General features: G+C 47.7%; 27 protein-coding genes. 7 read left to right on the forward strand and 20 right to left on the reverse strand.

Annotated elements, in window-relative coordinates; genetic code table 11:
- The first annotated feature begins 4 nt into the window (after positions 1-4).
- Together BUB37_RS00380 and BUB37_RS00385 are read left to right on the forward strand one after the other, a co-directional pair.
- On the forward strand, positions 5-592 hold the full coding sequence (locus BUB37_RS00380; RefSeq protein ID WP_072989592.1) for a hypothetical protein: 588 nt from the start codon (positions 5-7) through the stop codon (positions 590-592).
- Positions 579-1,259, forward strand: coding sequence for a DUF2490 domain-containing protein (locus BUB37_RS00385; protein ID WP_170863094.1), 681 nt, complete (start codon positions 579-581; stop codon positions 1,257-1,259). The genes BUB37_RS00380 and BUB37_RS00385 overlap by 14 nt, the downstream gene beginning before the upstream one ends.
- Here the strand turns inward: BUB37_RS00385 and aat are convergent.
- The 4 genes from aat to BUB37_RS00405 form a co-directional block, all read right to left on the reverse strand.
- Positions 1,230-1,883 (reverse strand): leucyl/phenylalanyl-tRNA--protein transferase, encoded by a 654-nt coding sequence (aat, locus tag BUB37_RS00390; RefSeq protein ID WP_072986658.1) that lies wholly within the window; start codon positions 1,881-1,883, stop codon positions 1,230-1,232. The two genes, BUB37_RS00385 and aat, sit on opposite strands and share 30 nt — an antisense overlap.
- A 122-nt stretch (positions 1,884-2,005) precedes the next feature.
- Positions 2,006-2,386, reverse strand: coding sequence for a DUF3127 domain-containing protein (locus BUB37_RS00395; RefSeq protein WP_072986663.1), 381 nt, complete (start codon positions 2,384-2,386; stop codon positions 2,006-2,008).
- A 103-nt stretch (positions 2,387-2,489) separates the two neighbouring features.
- Complete coding sequence (locus tag BUB37_RS00400) at positions 2,490-3,155, reverse strand: hypothetical protein (protein WP_139278046.1); 666 nt, start codon at positions 3,153-3,155, stop codon at positions 2,490-2,492.
- An 88-nt stretch (positions 3,156-3,243) separates the two neighbouring features.
- The gene (locus BUB37_RS00405; RefSeq protein ID WP_072989595.1) at positions 3,244-4,116 is read right to left on the reverse strand and encodes a flavin reductase family protein; all 873 of its coding nucleotides are present in this window, start codon (positions 4,114-4,116) and stop codon (positions 3,244-3,246) included.
- A 158-nt stretch (positions 4,117-4,274) separates the two neighbouring features.
- On the opposite strand from BUB37_RS00405, the gene BUB37_RS00410 reads away from it, so the two are divergent.
- Together BUB37_RS00410 and BUB37_RS00415 are read left to right on the forward strand one after the other, a co-directional pair.
- Positions 4,275-5,435 (forward strand): sensor histidine kinase, encoded by a 1,161-nt coding sequence (locus tag BUB37_RS00410; protein WP_072986671.1) that lies wholly within the window; start codon positions 4,275-4,277, stop codon positions 5,433-5,435.
- Between the two features lie 12 nt (positions 5,436-5,447).
- Positions 5,448-5,792, forward strand: coding sequence for a hypothetical protein (locus BUB37_RS00415; RefSeq protein ID WP_072986674.1), 345 nt, complete (start codon positions 5,448-5,450; stop codon positions 5,790-5,792).
- Between the two features lie 14 nt (positions 5,793-5,806).
- Here the strand turns inward: BUB37_RS00415 and BUB37_RS00420 are convergent, their stop codons facing one another.
- Together BUB37_RS00420 and greA are read right to left on the reverse strand one after the other, a co-directional pair.
- The gene (locus BUB37_RS00420; RefSeq protein ID WP_072986677.1) at positions 5,807-6,196 is read right to left on the reverse strand and encodes an HIT family protein; all 390 of its coding nucleotides are present in this window, start codon (positions 6,194-6,196) and stop codon (positions 5,807-5,809) included.
- Between the two features lie 7 nt (positions 6,197-6,203).
- The gene (greA, locus tag BUB37_RS00425) at positions 6,204-6,680 is read right to left on the reverse strand and encodes a transcription elongation factor GreA (RefSeq protein WP_072986680.1); all 477 of its coding nucleotides are present in this window, start codon (positions 6,678-6,680) and stop codon (positions 6,204-6,206) included.
- Between the two features lie 333 nt (positions 6,681-7,013).
- Here greA and BUB37_RS00430 point away from each other — a divergent pair, with 333 nt between their 5' ends.
- Positions 7,014-7,451, forward strand: a complete 438-nt coding sequence (locus BUB37_RS00430; protein ID WP_072986683.1) for a Rieske (2Fe-2S) protein — start codon at positions 7,014-7,016, stop codon at positions 7,449-7,451.
- Between the two features lie 11 nt (positions 7,452-7,462).
- On the opposite strand, the gene BUB37_RS00435 is transcribed toward BUB37_RS00430, so the two are convergent.
- From BUB37_RS00435 to BUB37_RS00445, 3 genes are all read right to left on the reverse strand, one after another.
- Complete coding sequence (locus tag BUB37_RS00435) at positions 7,463-8,122, reverse strand: beta/alpha barrel domain-containing protein (protein ID WP_072986686.1); 660 nt, start codon at positions 8,120-8,122, stop codon at positions 7,463-7,465.
- Between the two features lie 71 nt (positions 8,123-8,193).
- Positions 8,194-9,180, reverse strand: a complete 987-nt coding sequence (locus tag BUB37_RS00440; RefSeq protein WP_072986689.1) for a Gfo/Idh/MocA family protein — start codon at positions 9,178-9,180, stop codon at positions 8,194-8,196.
- 190 nt (positions 9,181-9,370) lie between these two features.
- Positions 9,371-11,596 carry a TonB-dependent receptor gene (locus BUB37_RS00445; RefSeq protein ID WP_397459874.1) on the reverse strand — a complete coding sequence of 742 codons (2,226 nt, stop codon included), beginning with the start codon at positions 11,594-11,596 and terminating at the stop codon, positions 9,371-9,373.
- 385 nt (positions 11,597-11,981) lie between these two features.
- On the opposite strand from BUB37_RS00445, the gene BUB37_RS00450 reads away from it, so the two are divergent.
- A complete protein-coding gene (locus tag BUB37_RS00450) occupies positions 11,982-14,465 on the forward strand; it encodes a hybrid sensor histidine kinase/response regulator (RefSeq protein WP_072986692.1) in 2,484 nt (827 codons plus the stop codon).
- On the opposite strand, the gene BUB37_RS00455 is transcribed toward BUB37_RS00450, so the two are convergent.
- The 8 genes from BUB37_RS00455 to BUB37_RS00500 form a co-directional block, all read right to left on the reverse strand.
- Positions 14,440-15,816, reverse strand: a complete 1,377-nt coding sequence (locus BUB37_RS00455) for a sigma-54-dependent transcriptional regulator (RefSeq protein WP_072986696.1) — start codon at positions 15,814-15,816, stop codon at positions 14,440-14,442. The genes BUB37_RS00450 and BUB37_RS00455 overlap by 26 nt on opposite strands.
- 177 nt (positions 15,817-15,993) lie before the next feature.
- Positions 15,994-16,299: a hypothetical protein gene (locus tag BUB37_RS00460; RefSeq protein WP_072986701.1), complete on the reverse strand. Its 306-nt coding sequence runs from the start codon at positions 16,297-16,299 to the stop codon at positions 15,994-15,996.
- Between the two features lie 414 nt (positions 16,300-16,713).
- Positions 16,714-17,016 (reverse strand): hypothetical protein, encoded by a 303-nt coding sequence (locus BUB37_RS00470; protein WP_072986707.1) that lies wholly within the window; start codon positions 17,014-17,016, stop codon positions 16,714-16,716.
- Between the two features lie 380 nt (positions 17,017-17,396).
- Positions 17,397-17,705 carry a hypothetical protein gene (locus BUB37_RS00475; RefSeq protein ID WP_072986712.1) on the reverse strand — a complete coding sequence of 103 codons (309 nt, stop codon included), beginning with the start codon at positions 17,703-17,705 and terminating at the stop codon, positions 17,397-17,399.
- Between the two features lie 229 nt (positions 17,706-17,934).
- Positions 17,935-19,476: a DUF4301 family protein gene (locus BUB37_RS00480; protein WP_072986715.1), complete on the reverse strand. Its 1,542-nt coding sequence runs from the start codon at positions 19,474-19,476 to the stop codon at positions 17,935-17,937.
- On the reverse strand, positions 19,473-20,039 hold the full coding sequence (locus BUB37_RS00485) for an AAA family ATPase (RefSeq protein WP_072986718.1): 567 nt from the start codon (positions 20,037-20,039) through the stop codon (positions 19,473-19,475). Before BUB37_RS00485 ends, BUB37_RS00480 begins: the two co-directional genes overlap by 4 nt.
- Positions 19,994-20,632, reverse strand: a complete 639-nt coding sequence (gene pnuC / locus BUB37_RS00490; protein WP_072986723.1) for a nicotinamide riboside transporter PnuC — start codon at positions 20,630-20,632, stop codon at positions 19,994-19,996. Before pnuC ends, BUB37_RS00485 begins: the two co-directional genes overlap by 46 nt.
- A 263-nt stretch (positions 20,633-20,895) precedes the next feature.
- On the reverse strand, positions 20,896-21,528 hold the full coding sequence (locus tag BUB37_RS00500) for a 4'-phosphopantetheinyl transferase family protein (protein ID WP_072986731.1): 633 nt from the start codon (positions 21,526-21,528) through the stop codon (positions 20,896-20,898).
- Between the two features lie 82 nt (positions 21,529-21,610).
- Here BUB37_RS00500 and ahcY point away from each other — a divergent pair, with 82 nt between their 5' ends.
- Positions 21,611-22,927, forward strand: a complete 1,317-nt coding sequence (ahcY, locus tag BUB37_RS00505; protein ID WP_072986734.1) for an adenosylhomocysteinase — start codon at positions 21,611-21,613, stop codon at positions 22,925-22,927.
- 72 nt (positions 22,928-22,999) lie between these two features.
- Here ahcY and BUB37_RS00510 read toward each other — a convergent pair whose 3' ends face one another.
- The 3 genes from BUB37_RS00510 to rpmA form a co-directional block, all read right to left on the reverse strand.
- Entirely contained in the window at positions 23,000-23,479 is a 480-nt protein-coding gene (locus tag BUB37_RS00510; protein WP_072986738.1) for a GAF domain-containing protein, read from the reverse strand.
- A gap of 107 nt (positions 23,480-23,586) precedes the next feature.
- The gene (locus BUB37_RS21540; protein WP_170863095.1) at positions 23,587-23,748 is read right to left on the reverse strand and encodes a hypothetical protein; all 162 of its coding nucleotides are present in this window, start codon (positions 23,746-23,748) and stop codon (positions 23,587-23,589) included.
- Between the two features lie 297 nt (positions 23,749-24,045).
- Complete coding sequence (rpmA, locus tag BUB37_RS00515) at positions 24,046-24,306, reverse strand: 50S ribosomal protein L27 (protein ID WP_072986740.1); 261 nt, start codon at positions 24,304-24,306, stop codon at positions 24,046-24,048.
- Between the last annotated feature and the right edge of the window lie 59 nt (positions 24,307-24,365).

Consider the following 24,365-nt stretch of genomic DNA (forward strand, 5'->3'; position numbering starts at 1 on the left):
TGATATGAATCTTAAGTCTGTTTTTCTTTTCGTATTTATTTTGGCCTTTAGTACAGCTTCGCTCCTTGCCCAAGTCAGGAGCGAACGGGAACACCGCATCCGAAAATCGCAATTTCCTGAAAAGGCGGTTTTGACCCTTGAAGAAAAAGTGGAAGATGCCAGGCAAATGCGTTTTTACAAGGAAATAGACAGTAACGTGGTCAGCTACAAGGCCAAGTTTAAAAAAGACCGTTTGCGGTACGGGATAACCTTCAACAGCGACAGTGAGGTCGAAGTCATTGAATTTGAAATAAAACCCGTGGACATCCCTAACGATTCCTACACCCAAACCATCGCTTATCTGGAAGGAAATTTCGAAAAATACCGCGTACAAAAAATACAACAGCAATATCTTACCGAGGACAGGGATTTGGACCAAAGCCTGAAAAATGCCTTTCAAAACCTGATGCTACCCTCCATAACCTACAAATTTACCGTCAAAGGCAAGAAGGGCAAGGCTACTGAAAAATATGAAACCATCTTTGATGCCGAAGGTAAGCTGAAACTGATCAAAAAGGCCCTACCTCCAAACTATGACCATGTACTATATTAAAAGATTCTTTGTTGTTTTTGGGGTATTGTCGAGTTGTTTGGGTTTTGGCCAAGAGAACCTCACGGGCTATTTTCAATCCGATATTGCGCTGAAGTACAAAGTAGCCCCCCATTATTCCCATAGTTTTAAAGTGGCCCAGCGGGCCTATACCTATGAAGACGATTTTTCGTACCGAATCAGACAGATAGACTTGGTTCACTTTTCCTCTTTTAGGGTCGATTCCAAACAAGGCTTGGCCCTTGGGATACAGTACCGGTTTAGGGAATCTTTCGACGAGCCGGAAGAGAACGAACTAAGGATAGTGGAACAATACAAATATTCGCATAGCAACGAAACCTTGAATATGGGCAGCCGTTTTCGGGCCGAACAGCGCATCAGTCCTTCGTTGACCATTCATCGATTTCGATATCGCCTTGCCATCGACTTTCCGTTAAAAGGCGAAGAACTTGCGGTAGGGGACCCCTATCTTTCAGCTTCCGCGGAGGCGCTTCTCAGTGTGGCCAAGGGCGAGAAACCCGAGTACGACCAGCGACTTACCTCGCACGTGGGCTGGTTGCTCGGACAGGGAACAAAACTGGAGGTCGGCGCCGAATACCGCGCCGAAGATTATACGCACACCACCGAGCACGCCTTCTTCTTACTCACCTCCTTGGTTTTCAGCCTCTAAAATTTGGATGAATTCCGCACGGGGAATTTCCCGGGCGCCCAGACTTTCAAGATGGGGCGTATACATTTGGCAATCGATAAGCCTATAGGCCTTGGCCTCCAACTCTTGGGCCATTTTAATAAAGGCGAACTTTGAGGCATTGCTGACCCTACTGAACATACTTTCCCCACAGAACACGTGCCCCAGGTCTATCCCGTAGAGTCCGCCTACCAGTTCGGCATCTTGCCATACCTCGTACGATGTCGCATGGCCTTTTAAATGCATTTGCAGATAGGCCTTTTTCATGGCATCGGTTATCCAGGTACCCTCTTGGCCTTCCCTTTTTACACTGGAACAGGCTTCGATCACCGCTTTAAACGACTGGTTTTTCGTCAGCTTGAACCGGCCGTCGCGCAATACCTTTCGCATGCTTTTTGAAATTTTTACGTCGTGCGGACGAAGTACCATTCTAGGGTCGGGGCTCCACCATAAGATGACCGAGCCCTCGTTGAACCACGGAAAAATCCCGCTTCGGTAGGCCAAGAGAAGACGTTCGGGGGAAAGGTCGCCACCAACGGCCAACAAACCTTCTTCATTGGCCTGCTCGACGGGCGGAAATTCCAGCTTGTCGGTAAGAAAAAACATGGATTACTGCTTAAGGTAAAACTACATTTCAAGAGGCCATAAAAAAACCTGTAGCCCCACTGGGGACCACAGGTCGTATCTCAATCGATTTGCCCCGTATTCGAAATGGCCTCGCCCATTCGTTAAAATGGCAAATCGTCGGGCTCTTCCTCGTTTAGGTTGTCGGCGGGGGCAAAGGCCTCGGCCGGTGGAACCGGTGGTATATTATTGGCGTCTGCCGCTGCGGGCTGAAGGCTTTCTATTCTCCATCCCTGGATTGAATTAAAATACTTTACCTCACCTTGGGGGTTGGTCCATTCACGCCCCCTGAGGTTAATGCTCACCTTTACATCCTGCCCTACACTGTAATTGTTCAAAAGATCTGTTTTGTCTTGGACAAACTCGATCATTAAGTGTTGCGGATATTGCTCTTCTGTGGTGATTACCACTTCGCGCTTTCTAAAACCGTTATTTCCAAAGGTCTGCGTTTCGCCGATCATCTTTATTTTTCCCTGAACTTCCATGACTATGAATTATATGTTAACTAAAACTCTATTAAAATTTAAATGTAGTGCTTAAAGCAATATTCACCTAGAAAATCGAATAGAAGTTATTAAAGGTTATCAGCTATAGCCTATAATAGAATGCCGCCCCCAAAGTCGGGTTGGGACCAAAGGCATGGCCTTCGCGATCATACATGGAAGGATACCATTCCCGAAAAATATCTGCGCCTTCCCTGTTTTCAACATCAAAATAGTCGCTCTGGCGCCAACGGAAACCGATTCCGCCGTAAAAATTGAATCCGGCCCGTTTCCCCAAATCCACAAACAGACCGAACTTCAGGTGCATACCGTATTTTTGGCGTTGGTAGTTTGCCCTGTCGTAGGTAAAATCGTCGCCGTTTTCAGCCTCATAATCGCCATTTGAAAAGACGTTGGCCTGGTCGATATAAAACAGCTCGGCAGAAAGATATTTTATGGTTCGGGCCCTGGGGTTCAAGACATAACGGACCTCGGGCCTTATTTCGCACAACCGGTAGGCATCGCCAATATTGCCGCTTACCAAGGCCATACCTTTGTTGCCATACCCCAGGTCAACGCCTACCTGCCAATGGGAGCTTATAGGTTGAACATAGCCGACACGCCACCTGGGGGCGTAAGCATCCAGAGCCGACAAAGGGCTAAAAGTGATATACGAAGAGGCTCCGTTTTGAGAAGCCCGGGCATCCTCTTGCGAAAAAGCTGTGGGCAAGCCCATGAGAAAAAGGAGTAAAAGTGACAGTTGGGGTTTCATATCGGGCAAGGTTACCAGTGGACGTTAATTTGCCCTGAAACACTTCTCCCGCTACAAACCCTACTAAAATACTGGTTTTCCAGTAGTTCTAACCGGCCAGGAGCACCTTCCATGCCGAAAGCGCATCGTTTTGTTGCAGGTATTCCTTGGCCTTACGTTCGAGCTGTTCCCTTTCGCCGCTACTGATGAGGGTGCGAACTTCCATGTTCGAGGCGACAAAGGCCTTCACCTCGTCGGCATCGGGAATCCGTGCCACATTGCCCAAGCGACCCAAATCGTTGCCCGTAAGCACCTTGCTCGACCTGATATGGGCCGGAATACGGTCTACACCCACTCCCAGTTCGGAAAGGGGCTTGGGCACCTCAAAAAGACCCTTATTGGCCCTACTGTACCAATTACCGCCCATGCGCGCCACCTGGTCTATCTTTCGCGGGTCGATGTGGCCGCCTTCATCCAAGATACGCGTAGCTATATGTATCTTGACTACCTCCGAAAAAATCAAATTGCCCGCACCCCCTTCCTTTCCGAGTGCCTCTACCTTGGTTACCTTGCACTCGAATTGCACGGGGGACTCGCCTACCCGATACGGGCTTACAATATCGGATCTGACCATGGTCAGGCCGGCCTTCTTGAATTCGTTCTCCCCCTTGGGGTACTCGGTGCTCGACAAAGACATTTGCTCTACCATATCGTAGTCGACCACATTGATGACCACCTCCATGGTCAAAAGTACGTTCTGAAGGGTATGCTTGGTAGTATTGTCGCGCACCCTCCGCGATGGGGAAAAAATCAATATGGGCGGATTGCTTCCAAAGACGTTAAAAAAACTGAACGGGGATAGGTTGGGCCTCCCCTTTTCATCAATGGTACTGGCAAACGCAATAGGCCTCGGGCCCACCGCCCCCAACAAATAACCGTGCAGTTTACCCGTGGGCACGGCATCCGGAAGTATAGAAAGCATATCCTTGTCCATACGTTAAAGATACGTGTTTTACCATCATTTAACAACGAGGGCACCGGTGTCAACATACCAATTTTAACGCATTTACGTTATCTTTGATAAGAACCTTGAAGATGGGCACACCGCTTTTAAAAGGGCTATATAAGACAATTCACTGAATGAACCTCAACCCTGAAAAGAAGACCAGTAATCTGATATTGCTGATAGCGTCTTTCGTTATCGTTAGTCTTATTCTCTGGAACACCAACAGCTTTTTTAAAAAGTTCAAGGAAGAGGAACGCCTAAAGATGGAGATTTGGGCCACGGCCCAATCGGAGTTTCAACAATCGTCAGAAGATGCCGATCTGGGCAACCTTCATCTTAAGGTATTTCAGAACAATACCTCTACCCCGATGATATTGGTCAACAAGGACGGGTCTATAAAAACCAACAATATGCCGATCGAAAACACCATGGACACGGCATATATCGAAGACCAGATCAAAAAATTCAAAAGTGAGAACACCCCTATTTCGATAACCCAGCAGGGCGAACATTTAGCCACGCTCTACTACGGCAACTCGGAGGTATTGAACAAGCTCAAGTACTACCCCATAGCCCTCTTGCTGATTATCTTTCTTTTTGGGGCGGTGATCTTCTTTTTCTTCAAGACCAACAAGGCATCGGAACAAAACAAACTTTGGGCCGGCATGGCCAAGGAAACGGCCCATCAGATAGGTACGCCCCTCTCTTCCCTCTTGGGGTGGAACGAACTCTTAAAGACCGAAAACATCAACCCCGATATCACCCGGGAGATACAGAAGGACATATCGCGGTTGGAGACCATAACCGAGAGGTTTTCCAAAATAGGCTCCTTGCCCAAACTCGATACCCAAGACATAGTGGAGCAGACCAAGGAGGCCTATGAGTACCTCAAATCGAGAAGTTCCGACCTGATCCAGTTCTCGTTCGAAAGCCAAGTACGGGAAGCCCCCGTCTTGTTGAACAGCGCCCTGTACCATTGGACCATTGAAAACCTGGTAAAGAATGGAATAGATGCCATGAAGGGAAAGGGAAAAATCGGTATTATGATCCTTGTCGACGGAAAGAACGTACATATTCAGGTTTCCGATACGGGACACGGCATACCCAAGAGCGACTTCCAATCGATCTTCAACCCCGGGGTCACCACAAAGAAAAGGGGATGGGGTCTGGGACTGTCATTGGTGAAGCGGATCGTTGAGGAGTACCACAAAGGAAAAATCAAGGTTCTTTCCTCCAACAAGGAAGGGACCATCATGCAGATTACCTTGCGGGCAACGGAAGCTCGAGAAGCTTAAACAATCAGTAAAATGGCGAAGGAAAAATTAGTTGTAATCAAAGAAGCCCACCTGACCAATAATTGTCCGGAATGCTTCAACCAAGACCTAAGGCTGTCTTTCTACCAGAAACATTACCACACCAGATTGGTGCACAGGACAAGTAATGAGGTAAGCCATCAAATCGTCTGCAACAAATGCAAAAGCACCATTTATCCGATCAGTTGGACGGACGACATCGAACGCACCTTCGACTATTACAAAAAAATGGTCGAACCGAAACGCAGTTCGACCAAGTTCACCTCGTTATTTTGGATCGTGGTATTGGCAGTGCTCGTCGCCGTCGGACTGGGCATCTACCTTGTTCTTCGTCAATAAAATTTGCCCATAGGTTACAACTGGGCCCGAATGGCCGCAGCCGTGGCTTCGAATTGTTCCTTATCGAGGGTCACCTTGTTTTGGAAAGTGGCGTCCTTCATTTCGGTCAGCGGAATCAAGTGCACGTGAACGTGGGGCACCTCGAGCCCGATTACGCTCATGCCCACCCTATTGCAGTCAATGGCGGCCTCGATGGCCAACCCCACCTTTCTTGAAAAGGCCATAAGCCCCATATAGGTTTCCTCGTCAAGGTCCATTATCTTATCGACCTCCTTTTTGGGTATGCACAGGGTATGCCCCTTGGCATTGGGGTTAATATCCAAGAAGGCAAAAAAGTTGTCGTCTTCCGCTATTTTGTAACAGGGAATCTCCCCGTTGATGATTTTTGTGAAAATGGAGGCCATGGGAGGATCAGTTTCTAGTAATTTCGAGGATTTCAAACTTTAGGGTACCGCTAGGGACGGTAATTTCGGCGGTATCGCCCACCTTTTTTCCCAAAAGTCCCTTACCTATCGGCGAACTTACGGAAATCTTGCCCGATTTCAGGTCGGCCTCGCTTTCGGCGACCAAGGTGTACTTCATTTCCATACCGTTGTTCTGGTTCTTCAGTTTGACGGTTGACAGAACCAGGACCTTTGAAGTGTCCAGTTGCGATTCGTCGATCAGGCGTGCATTGGCCAAAGTGGCCTCCATCTTCGAAATTTTCATTTCGAGCAGGCCTTGGGCCTCCTTGGCCGCATCGTATTCCGCGTTCTCCGAAAGGTCACCCTTATCGCGGGCTTCCGCAATGGCTTGCGAAGCCTTGGGGCGTTCGACGTCCTTCAGGTAATTCAGCTCTTCCCTCAATTTCTTTAGACCTTCTGCGGTATAATAAGATATGTTGCTCATAATAAGTTCATTTTACATATTGTTTTCTAACCATTGGTGCTGCCATGTCAAGTTGGAAACAAGGGAAAGGTTTACCAAGGCAAACCGTAAATCCCGGGACCGGGTAAACAAAAGACAGTTCCTAAAATCTTCCGTTTCAAAACCTTACCACATATCCTTGAAATTGCTCCCCGACTTGATGGCCGCGCTAATCGCAAAACCCATAAAAGTACTAAATAAGAAAAATCCTCTACTTGAACCGAGATAATGACGGCTTTTTTAGAGAGGATTTAACGCAAATATACATATTTTTTGTTCAATTTTGCCTGTACATATTGAAATTGAACTACCCATATGCCACGTTTTTTGAGTATTATACTTTTGGTCGGATTGCTTTCATGCGATAGCGACAGGGGCGAACGCAATCCCTTTTTACAGGAAATAGGCTTTCGGTTCGATATCAACCTCAACTTGCCCCTGTACAGCCCGTTGACCAACTTGGGCAACGCCATATATATCGACACGCCCGGGGTGGGCATAAAGGGTATATTCGTCATAAAATCGAACTTCGACCAGTATCGCGCCTTCGAGGCCAGCTGCCCCAACCACGTGCCCAACGATTGCTCGACAATGGTTTTGGACGGGCAGATCGCCACCTGTCCGTGCGAGGGCTATGAGTACTATCTTTTTACGGGGCAACAAAAAGATACGCCCGATGACGGAAACCGCTACCACAATTTGCTGGAATACAATGCCGCCCAAAGCGGCAACGTGGTCGTGATAAGCAATTAACACCGCAGAATTTATTCGGCCCTATACCTTGTCATAATAGGCTTAAAAAGCTCCCCGGGGGTCGGTGGGGTGTAGGATATCGCATTGGCCCCCGCCTCTATGGCAGTACGGATGGTTTCTTCGGTTTTTCCTCCAGTGGCGATAATGGCCACTTGATCATCGATATCACGGATCCGCCTTACGATATCGGCCGTTTTCCCCGCGCCCGAAACGTTGAAAATATCGACACCGGCATCCAACCTTCCTTGAATATCGTCTTTTTCCGATACCACGGTAACCGTAACCGGTATATCGATTTTGTCCTTTAGGCGCCGAATAAGTCCGTTCGGTGCAGGCATATTCAGCACGACACCCAAGGCCCCTTGAAATTCGGCATGGAGTGCCAGCTCTACCGTACGGTCGCCCGTGGTAATGCCCCCGCCCACGCCACAAAAAATAGGCTTATCGGCGGCCAAGATCAGCGCTTGCGAAATAACGGGCTGCGGGGTAAACGGATAAACCGCGATGATGGCATTGGCGTTGGTATTTCTGATAATGGCCACGTCGGTACTGAAAAGAAACGATTTTAACCGTTGGCCGAACACCCGAATACCGGAACAGGCCGTGACGATTTCAGGTACGGCAACAATGTTCTTTCTCAGCTTGCTCCCAAATTCGGGTATGTTTTCCATAGCTATTCTTTAGCACCTCCGCCAAATGGGAAGGCCACCTGAAGGTAGTACGGAAAACGACACGAAACGTATTAAATGTTTCCCAAAATTTTGTCCATCGCCCAACTGGTATGCAAGGCCGTCTTACCGGTCGACGGATGTGCCTCGCCACCGAACAGGTCTTCCTTCATGCTGGCCACATGGTGCCGTTGCACGTGCTTGGGGTGGGCGATAAACATTTTGGTTTCCCCCCCTTCATTTTGCAAGACCACCTCCTCTTCTTCGAAAACGGCAAAGCGGATTGTTCCTTTACTTCCGAAAATCTCGACACGGTCCTCCTTATGGTCACAACCGAAATTCCAGGTTCCGCTTCCCGTAATTCCACTTTCATGAAGCCATGATCCGGTAATGGCATCCTTGGCCGTATACAGCCCTTGTTGGTTGAGCGAAATACCCAAAACTTCCTTGAAATCGCCTAGAAGGAAGGCAAAGAGGTCGAGACCATGGCTGGCCAAATCGTCGAAATAGCCGCCTGGGGCCACTTCGGCATCGGTACGCCAATTGTAGGCACCACCCAGGTCGACCTCGCTCGGCGCCTTGCCCAAGAACCATCCAATATGCCTGACCTCTCCGATGGCATTAGTATCGAGCCATTCCTTGACCTTGAGAAAACGGGGCAGGGTACGCCGGTAATAGGCCACGAACAAAGGCAGGTTCTTGTCCATAAAGGCCTCGTAGACCGCCAAGCTGTCTTTGTAGCTCGGGGCCAAGGGTTTTTCAATGCAACAAGGCTTACCCGCCTCCGCTACCTTAAGCGCATATGGTTTATGGCTATCGGGCGGGGTCGCGATATAGACCGCATCCACATCGGGATCGGCTATAAGGGCATCGGCATCGGCATAATGTTTCGGTATATTGTGCCTGCGGGCGTAGTCGGCCGCCTTTTCGGCATTGCGGCGCATTACGGCCACTATTTCGAAACCCTCGGTCTGTTGATAGGCCGGCCCACTTTTAACTTCCGTTACGTCGCCACAGCCAATAATACCCCAGCGAACGGTCTTTTGATCGGTTTTGTTCATCGTTCAGTACATTAAATTAGCTACCGCCTTAAACCAGCTTTATAAAGGCCGTTCGACGACGATAGAAGGCTAAAGTTAAGTGTTTGGATCTCAAATACCCAATAAGGGGCAAAAGTACCGGTTACAAGACGAAAAGAGAAAGCCGCCGACTTTTGAGTCAGCGGCCCCCTACCTTATTAAACAACTAATTTTAAAACCTTACGGTGGCCCCCAACAAAAAGTTGGTTCCGGCCTGCGGATAGTACCCGGCACCTTCATAGGTAACTACCGAACCTGTGGAATGGTCGTCATAGGTATAAAAATATCCATTCGAGATGATATCGGCATCGAAGATATTGTTCACTAGGCCCGAAAAGGTAATGCTCTCCAGTACGGATCCGAATTCAAGGGTATAGTGCAGGCTCAAATCCGATTGGGTATAGGCATCCAAGACCGAACCTTCCGAATCGATATTGCCCATATACTGCTCACCCACATATTTGGTCAAAAACGCTATCCGAAGGTGCTCCATGGGGGTGTAGGCCAATTGGTTTCCAAAGACGACATTCGGGGAATAGGCAATATGGGTATTGCCCAATTCCTCTAACCGGCCATTTCTTTGAAACACAAAATCGACGTTCTTGTTACTGCTCAAGGCGATATTCGGGCTGATACGAAAAGATTCGCCCAAGAGGATATGGGCATCGAGCTCGATCCCCGTGCGGTAACTGTCGCCCACATTGGCCCGCAACGGCCCGCCCACATCGTTGAGTTCGCCGGTGAGTACCAATTGGTCTTTATAGCGCATGTAGTAGGCATTGGCATTCAATTGAAACTTGGGGGACACGTAGCGCCATCCCAGTTCAAAATCGTTCAACCGCTCGGGTTTGGGGTTGCCATTTTCGTAATCGTTTCGGTTGGGTTCGCGATTGGCCACGGCATAGCTAAAGTAGAAGTTATTGTTGGCATTCAGGTCGTAGACCAGCCCCGCCTTGGGATTGAAGAAACGGAAGGTGTCGTCTACAAGTCCCGTATCGTCGCCATTGGCCGAATAGCCCACCCTTCGGTACTGGAGGTCGGCAAAGAGGCTCCACTTGCTGCCGAGGCCGTAATTGGCCTTGGCGTACAGGTTGAAGTCGCTCTTGTTGGAGTCGTCGTCGTAATACTTGTCCCGCAGATGGCTTTGCGAGGCGTAACGCGCCCAAATGACCTCCCCGAAATGGGCGCCTTGGTACGAATTCCATCCTCCCCCGAAAATCAAGTTCAGCCTGTTTTTGTGGTAATTGGCAGAAAACACGGTTCCGTAAAATTCATTGTCAAGCCATCTTCTTCTGACCAAATCGGTCGTATTGAGGGTTTCGCCGTTAACGATCAGGGACTCAAAGCCGTAGGTGGCAAAATCATCGTCTTCCCTAAATTGTTCAAAGTACCCACGGCCGTTGGTGAAGTGAAAGGCGACGTTGGTGCTCCAGGTATCGGAAAGCTGTTGGTTCCACAAAAGTTGGGCATGGTCTTGCCGGTAATTGTCCTCTTCCTTGTCGTAAAATTGCAGGTTGCCCTCTTCGTCAAAATAGGCTCCGGAAACATTAAAGGTCCGGTTTTCATCTATATTGGGGTTGGCCCCCAAAGCGGCCACATAGGCCGGTTCAAAACCGTACCAAGATTGATAGGTAACTTCATGCCCCCCGAAAATAAGGGCCTTCAACAAGGTGTTGTCATCCTTATAGGCGGCCTGTAGAAAATAGGATTCGAGTTTGGACGATGCCCTATCTATGTATCCGTCGGAAGTAATCCGCGACAACCTTCCGGAAATCTCAACACGGTCGTTCAACAGTCCCGTACTGAACTTGATATTGTTGCGCAATGTATTGAAACTGCCTATAGACGACGAAATTTGGCCATAGGCCTCTTCGGAAACGGCATCGGTCAGCAGGTTGAGGCTTGCCCCGAAGGCCCCTGCCCCATTGGTCGACGTACCCACGCCCCTTTGTAACTGCAGACTTTCGGTCGACGAGGCAAAATCGGGCATATTCACCCAAAAGGTACCGTGCGATTCGGCGTCGTTGTACGGAATTCCGTTGATGGTGACATTTACCCGGGTCGCATCGCTACCCCGTACCCGAATTCCGGTGTAACCCACACCCGCCCCGGCATCGGACGTGGTGACCACGGCCGGTAAATAGTTCATCAAGACAGGAATGTCTTGGCCCAGGTTACGCGGGGCGATCTCTTCCCTGCGCAGGTTGGTAAAGGTCACCGGCGACTCCTTGTTTACCCGTACGGCCTGTACAAGCACCTCATCGAGTACCACTTTGGTACCTTCGAGCGAATCGACAGGTTGTCTTTCCTGCCCCGATAGGGCCAAAGCCGGGCCGGTAAGGGCCGCCATATACAAAAGGTTTTTGATGGGCCTTTTTCCTTTTTTAAAAAGGCGCATTGGACCGTCGGCAAAACCGACGGCCTTAGAACTGAAAATGGTAAAATACGTTTTCATTCGTACTAGAATTTAGTGACGAATAAAAGGGGCCATTATTCTAAAGTTAAACATGGTTTTTTGTTTCCGTAGGAAACCTTGGAAATTCCAAACAGCGATGTTATCGCCTCCCTTGGCGGCATTACCCGCCCAGGTTCATTGGGTATAATCTCAGCCTGTCGGAACAAGCACCCCTTTGAGACGCGGCAAATATAGGCGAGGCCTTTTTAAAATCATAGCAAAAATTTTAAAATTTCGCTATGCCTTTATTACCAAACAATTAACGCTTCGACATAAACCCTAAGGGCTTTATTTACGTATTTTAAGAAACCGCACTAGAAAAAGAACCATGGGGAGCGAATCAGGCCGATCTAAAAATAAATTCACCCTTAAAATAATTGCCAGTTATTTGGTGCTTGCCCTTTTAACGGCCGGGGTGGGCTACTTTATCTATACCGAGATCAAGACCTACGTTTCGACCGAAACCAACGACTCCAACGATGAAAAATTGCTCAAGACCAGTTCTTTGGTCACTAATCTTTATGAAGCGGAGAGCCTTTCGAAGCTCGCATTGCAAGATGGCGGACAGGTCAAATTCGATGCCTACTCAAAAAAAATAGACTCCATACAGGTCGAGATCGATAGCCTGAAGCAGTTGATGCTAGGCGATGAACAGAAAGGACTCTTGGACAGTCTTCAGGTACTCTTAAGGCAAAAAGTGGCCAACAACAACGAACTGCGCAAGCTAAAGTCAAAAAGCGCGGCCAACAATTCATTGGACAAGGCCTTAAAGGAATTTGAGAAAATAGAGGAGTCGTTCGGCAAGTTTTCAGCGGAAAACCTTTTTTCCGATTTCGATAAGTTATCGCCCAAAGTACAGCAATCGCTAAGGGAGTATGCGGCCTTGATCAACAGCAATGCCCCAAAGACGGGAGACCCTGCCGAAAATGCAGAATACGTAGACTCCATACTCAACGTCTCAAAAGAGATGCTTCGCAAGGCCAAACTCGAAGACTCGCGATCACAGCGCTTTTTGGCCCAAAAGGAAGTCGAGATGATCCGAAACGACCTTGAGCTGTCACGACAACTCCAGAACATCATCACCGCCTTTGAACAAGAGATCATGGCCAGCAGTTACAACAACAGCCTCAAGAAACGGGAGACTTTGAGACGCACGACGCGCATTGCCGGCCTAGCCGCCCTGCTCGGTTTCGTCATCGTAGCCATTTTTTCGTTTTTGATTACCCGCGATTACTGGAAGGTACAGACCTACCGGGCCCGTTTGGAAAAGGAGAAAAAATTCTCCGAATCGCTTTTAAAAAGCCGGGAACAACTGATCTCGACGGTGAGCCACGACTTGCGTACGCCCCTTAACACCATAGGGGGCTACTCCGAGCTTTTGGAAAGCACCGATCTTTCCCAAAAGCAATTGGGCTATATCAAACACGTAAAATCGGCCACGGAATACGTGGGCAACCTGGTGAACGACCTATTGGATTTTTCGAAGCTGGAAGCCGGCAAACTAAATATCGAAGACGTACCCTTTATTCCGGCCCACCTTATTCAGGAAACCGCCGAAAACCTACAGGCCCTACACAAGAACAAAGGCTTACGGCTCATATTGAACATCGCACCCGAATTGGAGCAAACCGTTTTGGGAGACCCCTTTAGGATCAGGCAGGTGCTGACCAACCTCATGGGCAATGCCTTCAAGTTTACCGAAGAGGGCCATGTAAAGGTCGATGCCTTCGTCGAAAGGGAAACGGGAAAAAGCATTTGGGCCAAAATTGCCGTTTCGGATACCGGAATCGGAATCGCCAAAGACAAACAGCACCTCATTTTTAAGGAGTTTGCCCAAGCGGAAAAAAACACCGAAAAAAAATTCGGGGGCTACGGCCTGGGACTGACCATTTCAAAAAAGCTGGCCGAGCTTTTAAGGGGAAGCTTGACCTTGGAAAGCCAATTGGGCCAAGGAAGCACCTTTTGTCTTCAACTCCCCTTGGAAATTACCGAAGCCGTTGACCCAAAGGACGGCGAATTGCCCTATATGGCCCCCAAATTGCGCATGTTGATCATCGACGACGATACGGCCCTGCTACACATGCTGCGTGAACTGGCCGAAAGTATGGGCATTACGGCACACACCTATTCGAATTTTCTCTCGATCGAACAAGATTCGCACTTGGCCTATGACATCGTACTGACCGATATACAAATGCCCCAGGTTACGGGCTTTGAGGTGCTGAAAAAGCTCAGGTCGGGCAACTATACCCATTACAAAAACCAACCGATCATAGCCATGACCGGCCGGCGCGACCTAGGGCCCGAAGCCTATATCGGGGTAGGCTTTACCCAAGTGTTGCAAAAGCCCTTTTCAAAGGGGGAGCTTGTGGCCACCTTAAAATTGATCGGTATCGAAGCCGGGCAGCCCCCCGTATCGGAGCCGTCGAAGGCCGATGAAAAAAACAGGGCCCCGCAATTGTACAACTTGGATATCATACACTCCTTTTTGGGTAAAAACGAAGATGCCCTCTTCGATGTACTGCAAACCTTTTTAAGGGATACCCGGTCGAACATGGCCCTGCTTGAAAAAACGGTAAAGCATAAAGACTACAGACAGGTGAACCAAGTGGCGCACCGAATGTTGCCCATGTTCAGGCAACTCAAGGTAAGAAAAAGCGTCTCGGCCTTGGAACAAATGGAACTGGCCACCCCTGAAAAAATCGATGGTCAGACCCTTGACGATCTGTTTTATGGATTGAGGGAGGAAGTCGACTTGCTGACAAAAACCTTGAAAGAGCGCTTGGCTACAAGTCCAAATTGTAGTGGTTGATCTTATTGTACAGGGTCTTTCGGGTCACCTGCAGTAGTTTGGCCGCCTTCGACTTATTGAAATTGGTCTTTTTCAGGGCCTTGATGATCCGTTCCTTTTCAAATTCCGATTTTGAGAACCCATCCGCGACGGAAACTTTTTCCTGGGGCTGAAGTACCTCCTTCGGGAGGGCCGAAACCTCCACTTCGTCGCCAACGGTCAACAATACGGCCCGCTTGATCACATTTTGGAGTTCGCGAAGGTTTCCGGGCCAGCGGTATAGCTGAAAAGCTTCCCAAACCTCTTTCGAAAATCCTTGAACATTTTTGCCAAGATTGGCATTCGCCTTGGCCAGAAAATTTTCGGCAAACAGGATCAAATCTTCAAAACGGTCTTCCAACGAGGGTATTTCTATTGAAAACTCGTTCAATCGGTGATAGAGGTCTTCCCTGAAGCTTCCTTTTTCAACGGCATCGGTCAAATCTTCGTTCGTAGCGGTAATAATACGCACATCGACCTCAATTTCCTTGGTACTTCCCACCCTTTTGATCTTACGTTCCTGAAGGGCCCTGAGCAGTTGTATTTGGTTTTCATAGCTTAGGTTTCCGACCTCGTCAAGGAACAAAGTACCCTTGTTCGCCGCCTCGAAATTTCCTATTTTGTCTTCGACGGCACCGGTAAAGCTTCCCTTGATATGTCCAAAAAATTCGCTCGTGGCCAACTCCTTGGGTATGGCACCGCAGTCGACGGCCACAAAATTAAAATCCCGTCTATTGCTGTTATCGTGAATGGCCCTTGCCGTAACCTCTTTGCCCGTCCCGCTTTCCCCGGTTATCAAAACCGACATATCGGTCGGGGCGACCAATTTGATATAATCATCCAATTTTTTGGATGCCTCGCTGATTCCCTTGACCACTTTGCCCCCCTTATCGGCGGTAAGGGCCGGCTTGGCCTTTGTCGCAACCCCATCTGCCGAATCTTCCCGTGGCCCGTCTTCCTCGTTTGGGGTAGCCGGAACCTTTAGGGCGTTATCGAGCACCATGACTATCTCATCGGGTGTAAAAGGCTTTGATATATAATCGAAGGCCCCTTTTTTCATGGCATTGACCGCGGAACCTACCTCGGCATAACCGGTCATAACGATTACCTGTGTCGAGGGATTGACCGATTTGATGTCGGTCAATAATTGTATCCCATCGTAATCGGGCAAACGCAGATCGGTAAGAATAAGATCGTAAGCCTTACTTTCGATTTTCTGCTTGGCATCGGGGACGGTAAAACTGGTCTCGACCTCGTAACCACGTTTGGTCAAAAACTTTTGCAACATTTGGCAAAAGGCGGCATCGTCTTCAATTATCAACAGGTTTGGCATATAGCAAATAATAGGTTCTGTTCTATCTACGTAAAAATAGCACAAGAAAGCTCTTTCAAGTGCCAATTTATCATAAAAGATATGTAAACCAGACTCCTTTAAAACCAAAAAGGAACCGTATCGCTACGGTTCCTTTTCACTATATTCGGGACAATCCCGTCATTAAGCTAACTATGCCTATTGCTCAATGGCGTTGCCTTCCTCGTCAAGAAGAAGGGCACCAGAGGTACCATCTTCCAAGGAAACCTCGATCTTGTACTGGTTCTCCTCGTTCTTGTGGGCCTTGTCGATAGTAGCACCAGGATAATTGGTGGCGATCATGTTAGTAATGGCCTCGGGAACCTCCTCAAGGGCAATTTCCGAAAAATTTTCTTGGGCCACGGCCTCGGTAGCGGCTTCTTGGGCTTCGGCAGCTTGCTCTTCTTGTGCAAATGCAGTTAAGGTTCCTAGTGCGAATACGGATGTGATAAATAATTTTTTCATCTTCTTTTGATTTTAATGTATTTATATAAAATGTGATTCAAATTCAATAAGTACATTGAAAATATGATACCAAAAAATCCACAAATCACAAATAATTGATTTACAGTGTTTTATATAAACATGTGTCGATTTGAAGTGGGTATAAATGGGAAATTTAAAGCGAGTGTGAATTTTTTACACATTAAGAAGGCCCAGTACGGTCGCTATGATCGCACTGAGCCCATGGCAAGCTTTGGGGGCCTACTGTTGATTATTGTCTTAAAAACGGGCAAGGTTTGTCCGAATGTCGGACCGTGGCATTAATAACCCATTTGGGCGACTACGTGAGCCTCGGTAGCGAAAATAGAAAAGGGCTGCCATTAGCAACCCTTTTCCGACCAAACCAACTTGATACAAAACAAATAACTCAAGTTATTACATTTCAATCCAGTTACCATTTTCGTCTGCATACAAAGTACCGGCCGTACCGTCTTCCAATGATACTTCCAACTTGTATTGCTTAGCTTCGTTTTTATACGCCTTATCGATAGTGGCAGTAGGGTAGTTTTTGGAAACTGCCGCTGTTACGGCTTCCGGCAACTCTTCGGTAGCCACTTCGGAGAAATCGTCTTGGGCAACTGCCTCAGTTGCGTTCTCTTCCACTGCTTCTACTTCTTCTTGGGCAAATGCAGTTAGACTTCCAAGAGCGAATACTGCGGTGATAAATAATTTTTTCATTGTTCTTCTTTTATAGGATTAACTGTGATGGATAGAGAAATAATAATACCAGAATGCGTTTTAAAATATAAAAAACTGATTATCAATTATTTAAAAAACAAAGTGAAACCCCAAAGGTGTGTAATAATGGGTATTTGCCCTTTTTTATTGTGTAATTTATACACGGGATGACCAAATAGCGCCCTCTTGCGTACTCGCATCATGACCCGGGTAAGGGGAAGGCGACTTCACGTACCCAATATAAGGCATTGATCATATATGGCATTGATCGCGCCTATGGAAATTTTCCCATGGAAACAAAAAAAAGCCCCTTCTGCCAACTATTTGGCAAGGGGCTTTCCTTTATCGTCTAAACCGATAAGATAATTGGGCGAGGAGAATTATTTCTCGATCCAGTTACCTTCAGCGTCGGCATACAATTCAGCAGTTTCGCCGTCTTCTTTGGCAACTTCCAACTTGTACTGGGCTTCTTCGTTCATGAAAGCTTTTGAAATGGTAGCTCCTGGGTGGGCAGCTTCCAAAGCCTCGGTAATGGCAGCTGGTACTTCTTCAGCAGCTATTTCATTGAAACCGTCTTGAGCAGCCTCAACTTGTTCGGTTGCTACTTCTTCTACAGTTGTTTCTTCTTCTTGTGCGAAAGCAGTCATTGTTCCTAGAGACAATACTGCGGCAAACATTAAATTTTTCATTTTACTTGTGTGTTAGATTAAACTATTTGTTTTGATTTAACAGGTATAGAGGGAAAATGATGCCAATAACCAATACCTTTTCAAAATTTATGCAACATTTTCAAAATCAAATAGTTAACAAATAAAAACCCGATAAAACTATGGGTAGCACTGTGTAAAAAACAAAAAAAGTGTGTAAGATTTACACACTTTTTTGCTTTATAACCGTATGTTGTAACCACCCTTCTACTTAGCGCACCTGATGCGCCGGCCTTAAAAGGTCGTTTACCGTTTTAACCGGGTTAAAGGTAGACGAAGGCACCTCAACAAAAATGGTATTCCAGAAGGCCATGGCCCCGTTCCACAAACCGGGAAGCTCCAAGGCCTTTAATTCCCTGCCCTCTTTGGTCTTACCTGTGATAAAACCTTGTTTGGGGTCTACAAAATTCATCAGGTCGTACTTTTCCCCTTTATGGTTCTTGACCGCACATACCAGGTCTACGGGATTAAAATGGGTAGCGTTCTTTAATATCCGGGCCTGGGCCGGGTCGTTCATATCGATTTGGGCCGATTCGATTATCTGTAAGGAAATATTGCCTTTTCTATCATTGATCCAAAACGGACCTCCCCCGGGTTCACCTTCGTTCTTGACCATTCCACATACCCTGATAGGTCGGTTGATCTTGTCTTTTAAGGCTTCCGCTTTTTGATTGCCCCCGAGCTCGTCAAATGCCTCGTTAAACCTGACGTTCAGTTCGTTCTCGAGAAAGGCTTTGATCTCCGCCAATTCCTTCTCCGAAAGTGCTCCCCCTTCCAAACGCCTGGCATAGCCAAAGGCCTTTTCCTGAACACCCAACAATACCCCGGCCAAGAGCTTTTTGCTGTTGGCCATGTCGTTGGCGAACCTAGGCACGGTGACGTTGTCTATGTTCTTGATAAAAATGATATCGGCTTCCTGTTCATTGAGGTTTTCGATCAAGGCCCCGTGGCCTCCCGGTCTAAACAGTACCGAGCCGTCCGCATTTCGAAAAGGTTCGTTCTCCATATCCACGGCAATGGTATCGGTTGAAGGTTTTTGAAACGAATAGCTCACCTTGAACGCGGTTTGGGTAGCATGTGAAACACGCTGTTTTACCGACTCGAATTCGGCATTGAACATGGTTCCGTGCTGGGGCGATATGGTAAAGTGCAGTTCGGCCGTATCTCCCGATTTGGCATATTCGGCGGCCTCCTTCAGGTGTTCCTCAAAAGGGGTGGCCGTGTGGTCCCCGTACTTGTGAAAGGGCAGTAGGCCCTTGGGATAGAAACCGTAATTCAGGGCGTCTTCCGACATCATTTCCTTTACGAACAGGTATACTTCCTCGTCTTTTGAGGAAGCCTTGCCCGCAATGCGGGACATGACCAAATCGTAAAAGGCAAAATGGCGAAGCCCTTCGGAGAACTCTTTCATCGCCTTGTCGGCGGTACGCCCAAAATAGGCTTCCAAGCTTTCCTGGGACGGGTCGTAACTATCCAAGAAATTGAACAAGGCCTTGAACATTCGAGAAGCCGCCCCGGAGGCAGGAACAAATTTGAGCAGGGTCAGCCCCTTGTTTGCCGCCGCCTCGTATTTTGCAATCTTATCTTTCGCTTCTTCGGGGGCAAACTTCATAATTCCCTCTCCAACGGTTACGGCCTTTTCCAATTGTACAAAGGGAATGCCTTCTTTAAAGGTTTCGATCTGCTCCCGCACCTTTGCTTCGGATATTCCCTTTTCCGAAAGCAATGCCAAGTCTTTTTCTGTCAAATTCATAGCTTCTTCAATAAATGGTCTATATGTTTAATGGCCAATGCCAAACGTTCTTTCCTATTGCCTTTCAAGATAACAAAATTCCGATCATAGCGCTTTAAGGTATCTTTAAAATAAGCGAACATTCGTTCCCTTTCGTCCGGTTTGTCGCGAAGGTCGTCCGGCTCCCAAGGAACATCGATGTAGGTTAAAAAATAGAGGTCGTAGGAGTTTTCCAAGGCGTACTTTTCCAGAAGTGGGTCGCAATACCCCAAATAATAGGCTTCGGAATAGACCTTGGTCTCCAAAAGATCGGTATCGCAAATAAGGACATCGTTGGCCTTTTCGCTCAGGATGTTTTCGGTTTTCATTTGCCCCTCGGCTATGGGCAACAGATCATGGGGTTCGCAAACCTTGTGTTCCCTGTCCCATTTTTCTTGGAGGTATTCCCGTGCATACTCGGGCACCCATTGCGTTTCATAATGTGCTGCCAATTGTTGCGACAAGGTCGTTTTTCCCGTCGACTCCGGACCAAAAAGAACTACCTTAATAAGGTCTGAGGGCTTTTGTTTAAGTGTTTCTTCCATGCCAGGTAGCCGAATACGGCTATAATCGTTAAAACGAAGTATAAAATGGCACTAAAGATAAGGCCTTTATATAAATATAAGGGAACGGTGATGATATCCCCAACGACCCAATACACCCAATTTTCAAGTTTCTTTTTGGCCATCAACCACATGCCCACAAAGAAAATGGCCGTCGTCAGGATATCGGCGTAGGCCGTCCAGGTGTCAAATTTATCGCTCAGCCAGTACACCATCGAAACAAAGACCAAGGTTCCGGCAAACAAGAGAAGCGACCCCCTTTTCTCCGCCGGTGTGGTCAAGGTAACGGGGATGTAATGGTCGTCGTCGACCTTGCGCGTCCATTCGTACCACCCAACGATGCTCATAATAAAATAATAGGCGTTGATAAGCATATCGCCCAGTAATCCGTAGACCCATAAGATGTAGACGGCAATACCGGTACCGATGATACCGGTGGGAAAAACAAGAATGTTCTCGCGTTTGGAGTAGATGACGCTCAATAGCGAAAAAAACACACTGACCAACTCCAAGACAACGATGTGGTCGGGGGTACCTTTATATTGGGCGAACAGCCAATCAAAAATCTGGCCCATAATCGCTTCGGTCAAATTTTAGGGCTTTCGGACAAATTGGGCAAGGCTCGGTCGACCCGATGGCCTTCTCGCCCCCTGCACGAAGCCAATATGCGATCGAACCCCTCTCACCGTACCCCTTTCGGGCTTGCAAGCGACCGCAAATACCAAGTTTTATTATCAGGTTGGCGATGTGGGCGCCCCAACCTTCCCGAAAGTGAAAAAAGGCGGGGTCTTGGGATGCACTTATGGGACGGGCCGTTATATCGAGGAAAGACATCAGCTTATTTTTTTACGGCATAAACACAGGTGAAACCCTCGAACTCAAAAAAGCGTATATCGTAAAAGGACGAATCGCCCCGATAGAGGATTTCGGCGGTGGTACCCGAACTATCGAATGAAAAGTCGGCGACGTCGATATGGTGCAAAAAACTCAGGCCCGGTTCGGCGTAAATTTTATAAAGTGCCTCCTTGCTTCCCCAAACGATGGTAAGCTTGCGTATCAGGGCATCGGTATTCGCAATGGTGCGGTATTCTTCGATGGGTGTAAACTTATGGGCGATGCGCAAAATTTTCTCGCGCTGTTTTTCGATGTCGATGCCCACTTCTTGGTCATCGCTGACGATAATGCCCGTAAATTGGTTCGAATGGGTAATCGATATTTTCTTTCCGTCCCTCAAGTGTGGCTTGCCAAATCCATCGTAAAACAGGTCGGCATCGACATAACCGGCCTCGGCCATCAGATGTCTAATGCTCAGAAAGGCCCTTCTATGCATTTCGGATTTCATGCCCGACATTCGCTTTTGGCAATAAGGAGTCAAAACGATGCCTGCCGAAAGGTCGGGCTCCGACTCGAGTACCTCCCAAATATAGACTGTGGTAGAGGCGTTTACCTTTAGTATCTTGTAAATAGGCATAGCGTTCTGTCCCTTTTTCTTAACTTTGCATCCACAAAATGTGGATGGCCACATATTACGAAAGTAAAAAATAAAAAAGACTATGGATACCAAAACTGTTTCCTATCTACCGTATAAGGTAAAAGATATTTCTTTAGCGGATTGGGGAAGAAAAGAAATTGAGCTTGCCGAGGCCGAGATGCCCGGCCTAATGTCGCTTCGTGAAGAATATGGAAACGAACAACCCTTGAAGGGCGCCCGAATTGCCGGGTGTCTCCATATGACCATACAGACGGCCGTTCTCATTGAAACCTTGGTCGCTTTGGGAGCCGAGGTAACTTGGAGTTCGTGCAATATATTTTCGACCCAAGACCATGCGGCCGCGGCAATTGCCGCAGCCGGTATTCCCGTTTATGCCTGGAAGGGTATGACCGAGGAGGAATTCGACTGGTGCATTGAGCAGACCCTCTTTTTCGGGGAAGAGCGAAAACCCTTGAACATGATCCTAGACGATGGCGGGGACCTGACCAATATGGTACTCGACCGCTATCCGGAACTGGCCAAAGGGGTAAAGGGACTTTCGGAGGAAACCACCACCGGTGTCCACCGTTTGTACGAGCGTATGAAAAAGGGAACCCTGCCCATGCCGGCCATTAACGTAAACGATTCGGTCACAAAGTCAAAGTTCGACAACAAATACGGATGTCGCGAGAGCGCCGTCGATGCCATTCGAAGGGCCACCGACACCATGCTTGCCGGCAAGCGCGTAGTGGTCGCCGGTTATGGCGATGTAGGCAAAGGTACCGCCGCTTCTTTCAGAGGTGCGGGATCGATTGTTACCGTAACCGAAATCGACCCCATCTGTGCCCTACAGGCGTGTATGGACGGATATGAGGTAAAAAGACTTGAAACCGTGGTAGACAAGGCGGATATCATTATCACCACCACAGGCAACAAGGACATTATCCGCCCCGAACACTTCAAGGCCATGAAAGACAAGGCCATTGTGTGCAACATCGGTCATTTCGACAACGAAATCGATATGGCCTGGCTAAATGCCAACTACGGGGACACCAAGGACGAGATCAAACCCCAGGTAGACAAGTACACCATAGACGGCAAGGACATTATCGTACTTGCGGAAGGTAGATTGGTGAATTTGGGCTGTGCCACGGGCCACCCCAGCTTCGTTATGAGCAACTCCTTTACCAACCAGACCTTGGCGCAAATCGAGTTGTGGAACCATAGCGACAAATACAAGAACGAGGTATACATGTTACCCAAACACCTCGATGAGAAGGTAGCGGCCCTACACCTATCGCGTTTGGGTGCCGAACTTACCCAATTAAAACCCGAGCAGGCCGAATATATCGGCGTTACCGTCGAGGGGCCGTTTAAACCCGATTATTACCGATATTGAGAAATCGGACCGGATAGTACGAAAAAGGCCTTGCAATGCAAGGCCTTTTTCAATTATCGCCATTATTTGCGTTTAACTTATGGCCCTACATATAGCCTCCCCAATTTGAAGAAGTTTTGTCTTTTCCGCTTCGGTAAAGTCGTAGGGAACGGGTTTGGCAATGCCGATCGTACCGTACAAGGTGCCGTTAAGAAGCAATGGTGCCGCAATCGAGCCTTCCATTTTCGTTTCTTTGGCCGCGGGCCGTGCCACCCCCGAATCGTCGGTCTGAAGGTTGCACATTTCTACCGCCTCACGCCGTTCCGCGGCAATGCCGGCCATACCCTTTCCTATGGGTATAACCTCTACCTTGGGAATCAAAAACGGTGGAATACCCTTTTGGGCCCTAAGTTTTAAAAGCGATGTTTCCTGGTCTAAAAAATGAAGGGTACCCGTTGCACAATCAAAATGCGAAATAACGGAATGCAGGACGGTATCCCAATCGGGACTATCTTCTTGTATGTTGGCATAAATATCCGCTAACCCGGGCTTGTTTTTTTGGTTTTCATCCATAGGACTTAGATGCTTAAAGATTGAAATGGGCATCGCAAGGCCAAACTCCGACAAAGCCCCTTAGAAAGCCCTGCCCGCGGTTCGGCAACGATGCGCCTATATAAAACTTATTGGTTGAACTTATGTATCAGCGCCTTATACCTGTCGGCCTCCTCCTTTGAATGGTTCCCGTAATCCTCGGTAATCGAATGTTCGATATTGTTCGCCTTTAAAAAAATGGAAACCCGCTCCAGTTTTTCGGCCGTCCCTTTAATCTCAATTTTAGCCATGTTGTAAACGTTTATTTAAAATCCGTAAAAAAAAGAACAATTTGGGGCGCGTTTTCGCCCCTAAATTAGGGGCAGGCTACAAAATTACAGAAATTGATTATATGAACTAGGTCTTGGCACCTTCAAAAATACCTTATCCGTTCTAAAAATGTATTTTTTAACAGTTCTTAATGAAAAGGCCGTACCTCTACACCCTTAATTTTAAATTTCTTTCGATCGTCAGGACGAGGCATAGGGATACAAAAAACCCTATCCAAATAGGATAGGGCCTTATAAATATCGATGCAAAGCGCGTTCTTAAGCCTCGAAAGGTTCTATCGAAACGTAAGACTTGCCCCCTGCTTTCTTTTGAAATTTTACAATTCCGTCTACACGGGCATGCAATGAATGGTCTTTACCGGCGTACACATTCTCACCTGGATTGTGCTTGGTACCACGTTGTCTAACAATGATATTTCCGGCAACGGCGGCCTGTCCGCCAAAAATCTTAACGCCCAAGCGTTTCGATTCCGACTCCCTACCGTTCTTAGAACTACCTACACCTTTTTTGTGTGCCATGATATTGGTTTTTTATGTGTGCCTCCCCTAAAACGGGAGAACACGAAATTAATTATACT

The sequence above is a fragment of the Pseudozobellia thermophila genome, assembly GCF_900141855.1.
In the GTDB taxonomy this organism is placed as follows: Bacteria; Bacteroidota; Bacteroidia; order Flavobacteriales; family Flavobacteriaceae; genus Pseudozobellia; species Pseudozobellia thermophila.